The organism is Bacillus xiamenensis, assembly GCF_000300535.1.
GTDB lineage: Bacteria > Bacillota > Bacilli > Bacillales > Bacillaceae > Bacillus > Bacillus xiamenensis.
The window spans coordinates 1-4,570 of record NZ_AMSH01000102.1; the positions used below are offsets into that span (position 1 = coordinate 1).

Sequence of the window (4,570 nt, forward strand, 5' to 3'; positions counted from 1 at the left end):
TTTCATTTCACGCTGAAAAGAAGACAAATGGCTAAAATAAAGAGCATTTTAGCCCTTTGTCAACAATCTGACAGACTGATACGTTCAGTCTGTTTTTTGATGAAGAATCACTCACATAGGCTTTACTCGTTTCTTCTCCTGAAAATGACCGTGTATGACCTTCGAGAATCCGCTTGATACGAAAGTGAGAGCCATCATCAAAAAGACCCAGTATAGATTAGAAAGGTCAAATCCAGTGTAAGCAAAGATGAAAATCGTGGAGAACACGAACGTTAACAGAAGGACAGGCCATATCCGCTTGAATAGAAGATACCCAATGAATCCCCAAAGGAATGCCATGACCGGCAGTGTAAATAAGATGAGATACATTGGATGAAGAAAAAGAAGAAGCATGCCATTCACAACCTTTTCAATGATGATCACTGGCTCTATCAAAAAGAGGCGTCATCATGAATATATGCAGAAGTCTGCTCAAACATGATTGGATAAAAGACAGAAAACTCCTGCTCATTTTGCAAAAAAATCCACCTTGTGGATGTGCAGGGAAAGTCGTTGAAGGACAGTCACCATAGCTTTTTTTCCTCATAGGCTATGGAGAAGACGCTAAAACGAGGTGGAAGGGAATGGCTCAGCTGTATGCGAAAAGTTGCCTTGATCAAAATCTACGGTCACTGGAAGAATGGAAGCAGGATGCTTTTACGCGATTTGGAGAGATGGTAGGCGATGAGGCAGATACATTTCCCTGTGTACCAGGCAGACAAGGATACTTTCTTGATCATTTGCGTTATGGGTTTGTCGGTGATCCGCGGGGAGATGAGGCAGTGAATGATCTGGCAGAGCTTTTAAGAAACTATCAAAGTTGCTCTAGACAAACTGGTCAATATGCTTCATTCATTTGTTTCTTTGAAACACCACAGGATGTAAAGGAGCACTCAATTGAAGAATTTGAGGAACAGTTCTGGTCTTTGGTTCAGCGGTTGCATCAAAAGGATGAATTGAACTGGCCAGAGGACATTCCGGCAGATCCTGAGCATCACGAATGGGAGTTTTGTTTTCACGGGGAACCTTACTTTATATTGTGTTCGACACCTGCTCATCGACTTCGAAAAAGCCGGCATTTCCCTTATGTTATGATGGCCTTTCAGCCAAGGTGGGTGTTTGAAAAAATGAACGGCTCCACCACATTTGGTCAAAAGATGAGTAAACTCGTACGGAAGCGGCTGAAGGCGTACGATCAAGTAGATGTACATCCAGCGTTAAAATGGTATGGTGATCAGAAAAATTTAGAATGGAAACAATATTTCCTTTCGGATGATGAGGCGGAGAAACCTGCCTCCGCCAAATGTCCATTTACTGCTTTAAAAAACATAATGAAATTATGATGCGGCCTGATCCTGTTTCCACTTTTTCCTCATAAAAAGCACCATAATGGCAATCACTGCGATGATCCCAAGGCTGATAAAAAAGCCAGGCCGTCCGCTTGCTTCTGTCAGAGTGCCTGAAACGGCGGCTCCGATTAAAAGAAGGGCAAGCACCATTTCGCACGTTTGGCGAGTAGATGGCTTTGACAGCTTTTTACTTGAGAGCAGAATGAACACCCATGTATACAAAAGGGTAAGACCAGCTGCTGTTGTGAGATGCTCATAAATGTGTTTGGACAAAAAGAGTGCAAGTAAAATCGAGACGATCAATCCAGCAGCAGTTAACATAATCGAAGACCATCTGACATGAGATGGTTCTTTTTGTTTAAAACAAGCAGGCGCATCCTCATGCTCTGACATCGTGCCAAGCAGCGTCGTGACGGCATAGAGGGAGGCGACCAATGTTGAAAAACCGGCAATAATGAAAATGCCATTAAAGATATGAAGAAAAATGGATAAATGAAATGGCTCCAATGATGTAATAAATGGACTGCTGTTCTCGTTAAAGGCCGTCACTGGCACAAGCATGAGAGCAAGTCCGATGGAGACGATATAAATCACAGCTAGAATGATCAGCATGACACGTCCGGATTTTGCCGCATCTTTCGGGTCCTTTAAATGCACCGCCATCAGCCCCATGACTTCAATTCCTCCGAACGCATAGAATGCATATATCAGCCCATTCCATAGACCAAGCGGACCGAGCGGCATCCATTCGTGGTCTTTATTTGGCAGATGGAGGGCCGGCCTATGTTCTGTGAGCATGCCGCATAAGACAAGAACGGCAAGGACGACAAACAGCAAAATCGCCCCGGTCTTCAGCACCGCAAGGACATTTTCTGTCTTTTGAAAAGAAGAAAGCCCGATGATAATGACAAGCAGAGCAAGAGCGGAATAAATCGCTGAAAACATCCAAAGTGGAATGGATGGAAACCAGTGCCGAGTAAAAAGAGAGATTGCCGTCAGCTGGCTTCCCGTAATCAGCATTTCTGAAAACCAATACACCCAGCCATTGCTAAAACCCGCCCAGCGCCCATACGCTTTTCGAGCATAGGAACAAAACGATCCCTTATCTGGGTTTTCGGCTGTCATTGCAGCCAGATGTTTAAAGACGAGATATGTGCCGACCGCAGCAAGCAAGAATGACATGCAGACGGAAAAACCGGACTTTGTAATGGCGATACTGGAACCAAGGAAGAAACCAGTGCCAATTGTACAGCCGACTCCAATGAGAGAAAGCTGCCACCAAGATAACGATTGTTCTTCTTTCAATGCATGTGCAACACCTTTCCAATTCAGTAGCATTAGCTTGTGACCGCCTCTTTTTTTTATACATGATCAAGGGGACGTTTTGGGCATACTGTCATGGAAAGGGAGTGCATGTGATGAACGGAGAATACGTGATTTTCCCAAAGGATGGACAAGGCTTTCGTTTAGGAAAAGGCCAATGTATGCGAGTGGTTGATGTCGAAGGTCAGCAAGTAGCAGATGTGATGGCGTATCATGAGAAGGATTTTTATGAAAGATTTGATCAGGGCGCAACAATGGACAGCCTGTTCTCTTCCAAGGTGAAAAAGGGAGATAAGCTTTATTCTAATTTATATAAACCGATGTTTACGGTCATTGAAGATACAGTGGAATGTCATGATTTATATATGCCTGCCTGCCGGCAAGAAATGTATCAGCTCTTATATGGCCGGACGCACCTAGAGGTCATGCATACTTGCTATGATAATCTGCGGACGGCCTTTGAGCCATTTGGTATTCCGAAGGAGGATATGTATTATCCTTTTAACGTCTTTATGAATACAGTCATTGATGAAAAAGGAAAGCTGTCTGTGGAGATGCCAAAATCGCTACCCGGTGATTACATTCGCCTGCGTGCAGAAATGGATCTCATTGTCGCGGTGTCCGCCTGCCCTGCTGACATTGGGAAGTGTAACGGTTCAAGTTGTACATCCATACGGGTGGAAATTGATTAAAAAGGACAGACCAGTTATAAAAGACTTGGTCTCTTTCCTTTGTGAATGTTTGATCATTTAAGAAAAAGGGGAACGTCTAAAAAATATCCTTTATGAAAACATGGTATAATAAGGTGTCTAAAATCGTTGTCAAACCAAATGAATTGAGAGTAAAACCTGTTCTCTTCATGTAGAGGATGCTTAGGAGGAAAAGTGTATGAGTTTGCAGAAAAAGATCAGCCAAGAGTTGCATGTGCAGCCCTCAATTGACCCAAAGCAGGAGATCGAAAAACGGGTTGGATTTCTAAAGGATTACTTGAAAAAGACTGGTGCAAAAGGATTCGTCCTCGGCATTAGCGGTGGGCAGGATTCAACGCTTGCAGGCCGCCTCGCTCAGCTGGCAGTAGAAGAGCTGCGCCAAGAGGGAAAAGAAGATGCCGTCTTTATTGCGGTGCGTCTCCCGCATGGCACGCAGCAGGATGAAGACGATGCGCAGCTGGCTCTATCATTTATTCAGCCGGACAAGTCTTGGAAATATGATATAGCGCCTGTCGTGACGGCATTTAGTGATCAATATCAAAAGGAAACAGGCGGCCCGCTGTCTGATTTTAATAAAGGCAATGTCAAAGCACGCATGAGAATGATCGCACAGTATGCCGTCGGTGGACAGGAAGGCTTACTTGTCATTGGGACAGATCATGCTGCTGAAGCTGTGACTGGCTTCTTCACAAAGTATGGTGATGGCGGTGCAGATGTTTTGCCGCTCACAGGTCTGACAAAACGCCAAGGCCGGTCTTTGCTGGAAGCTCTTCAAGCACCTGAACGTCTATACTTAAAGAAACCAACAGCCGACCTGCTGGATGAAAAACCTCAGCAAACGGATGAAACAGAACTTGGTATTACGTACAATGAAATTGATGATTACTTAGAAGGAAAACCTGTTTCAGCTCAAGCAGCAGAAGCGATTGAAAAGCGCTATGTACAATCAGAACATAAACGCCAAGTACCGGCTTCAATGTTTGATGACTGGTGGAAATAAAAAAGAATCCTCTCCAGAAATGGAGAGGATTTCAGCGTGTAGACAAACCCTCGCATTCTTTGTCAGTCCTGCGTGCCGGTGCTCACGAATGTCTAATTCTACCAGATCCCGTAATCGTAATTCATAGACTGAAAAGTTTTTATATTATG

5 protein-coding genes are annotated in these 4,570 nt (G+C 44.1%); 3 read left to right on the forward strand and 2 right to left on the reverse strand.

Going from position 1 to position 4,570, the window contains the following annotated elements; translation table 11 throughout:
• Positions 1 to 111 precede the first annotated feature (111 nt).
• Positions 112 to 435: a DUF2651 family protein gene (locus tag BA1_RS17965; protein WP_008362118.1), complete on the reverse strand. Its 324-nt coding sequence runs from the start codon at positions 433 to 435 to the stop codon at positions 112 to 114.
• 188 nt (positions 436 to 623) lie between these two features.
• On the opposite strand from BA1_RS17965, the gene BA1_RS17970 reads away from it, so the two are divergent.
• On the forward strand, positions 624 to 1,382 hold the full coding sequence (locus BA1_RS17970) for a YqcI/YcgG family protein (RefSeq protein ID WP_008362119.1): 759 nt from the start codon (positions 624 to 626) through the stop codon (positions 1,380 to 1,382).
• Here the strand turns inward: BA1_RS17970 and BA1_RS17975 are convergent.
• Entirely contained in the window at positions 1,377 to 2,726 is a 1,350-nt protein-coding gene (locus tag BA1_RS17975; protein ID WP_008362121.1) for an amino acid permease, read from the reverse strand. The genes BA1_RS17970 and BA1_RS17975 overlap by 6 nt on opposite strands.
• Before the next feature lie 80 nt (positions 2,727 to 2,806).
• Between BA1_RS17975 and BA1_RS17980 the strand changes: the two genes are divergently transcribed.
• Together BA1_RS17980 and nadE are read left to right on the forward strand one after the other, a co-directional pair.
• Positions 2,807 to 3,403, forward strand: coding sequence for a DUF1989 domain-containing protein (locus BA1_RS17980; protein WP_008362123.1), 597 nt, complete (start codon positions 2,807 to 2,809; stop codon positions 3,401 to 3,403).
• 196 nt (positions 3,404 to 3,599) lie between these two features.
• Positions 3,600 to 4,421 (forward strand): ammonia-dependent NAD(+) synthetase, encoded by an 822-nt coding sequence (gene nadE / locus BA1_RS17985; RefSeq protein ID WP_008362125.1) that lies wholly within the window; start codon positions 3,600 to 3,602, stop codon positions 4,419 to 4,421.
• Positions 4,422 to 4,570: the final 149 nt, after the last annotated feature.

Bases quoted from the DNA above. Each gene is read 5' to 3' on its own strand.
- BA1_RS17970 (WP_008362119.1), top strand. From the start codon at position 624: ATGGCTCAGCTGTATGCGAAAAGTTGCCTTGATCAAAATCTACGGTCA.
- BA1_RS17975 (WP_008362121.1), bottom strand. From the start codon at position 2,726: ATGCTACTGAATTGGAAAGGTGTTGCACATGCATTGAAAGAAGAACAA.
- BA1_RS17980 (WP_008362123.1), top strand. From the start codon at position 2,807: ATGAACGGAGAATACGTGATTTTCCCAAAGGATGGACAAGGCTTTCGT.
- nadE (WP_008362125.1), top strand. From the start codon at position 3,600: ATGAGTTTGCAGAAAAAGATCAGCCAAGAGTTGCATGTGCAGCCCTCA.